The sequence below is a fragment of the Bacillus sp. LR--39 genome, from assembly GCF_053613335.1.
Genome location: NZ_JBSIOT010000621.1, coordinates 1 through 827 on the forward strand (window position 1 = coordinate 1; position 827 = coordinate 827).

1 pseudogene is annotated in these 827 nt (G+C 42.0%); it reads left to right on the plus strand.

The window, feature by feature from the left end:
• A pseudogene (locus tag ACWHAR_RS25370) lies at window positions 1-757 on the plus strand (TetR/AcrR family transcriptional regulator); the annotation flags it as partial.
• Window positions 758-827: the final 70 nt, after the last annotated feature.

An 827-nucleotide genomic window follows, 5' to 3' on the forward strand; every position in this document is an offset into this window, starting at 1 on the left:
GCTTTTTATTTGCACTTCAAATCGAAAGAAGCGCTGCTGTTATCTGCCTGTGAATATTATATCGGTATGTCTATGAACAAAATGAAAAATATAGAAGAAGATCTCGCCGGAAAGCCGCCTAAAGAAGTTTTGAAAAAGCAAATTGGCGCTCAATTTGAGGATTTTCGCGATCATAAAGATTTTATTGTTCTTTTGCTTACCGAAAATATCATTCCGGAAAATCAAGAAATCAAGCAATACTTTTACAAAGTAACCATGGAGACGGATAAGCTGTACCGGAACGCCTTGCTGTCGTCCTATGGAAAAGGAATCGAGCCGTACGTCGCAGATCTGTCCATCATGGCAAGAGGCATTGTGCATTCTTATATGAACGTGATGGTATTTAACGGTGAGCTTAATATCGATGCAGAAGAAATCTCAGCCTTTATTATTGAGAGACTGGATGATCTTGTACAGGGGCTGAGCCGTTCTGCACTCAATCCGATTGTGCCAAAAGACATTTTCAACCCGATGCCTGCGGGGAAAGACCAGCTGCTTGAGGACATTCAGAAAGTGAAAGAAAACAGCACGCTGTCCGAGGATATCACCGTGTCACTTGATGTTATCGAGGAAGAATTGACTCAGGATAAACCGCGCAAGCCGATTATTAAAGGCATGCTGTCCAATTTGACCGGAACCAACGACAAAGAAGTTGAAAGGCTTCGGGCCCTCATCTCTGTCTTTATCTCAATTTGACCATAAAAAAAGCAGCCTCTAAGGGCTGCTTTTTTATTAGCGTTTTTTAATTTCTTCAAGCAGAATTTTGTTGACCATCGGCGGGTTGGCTT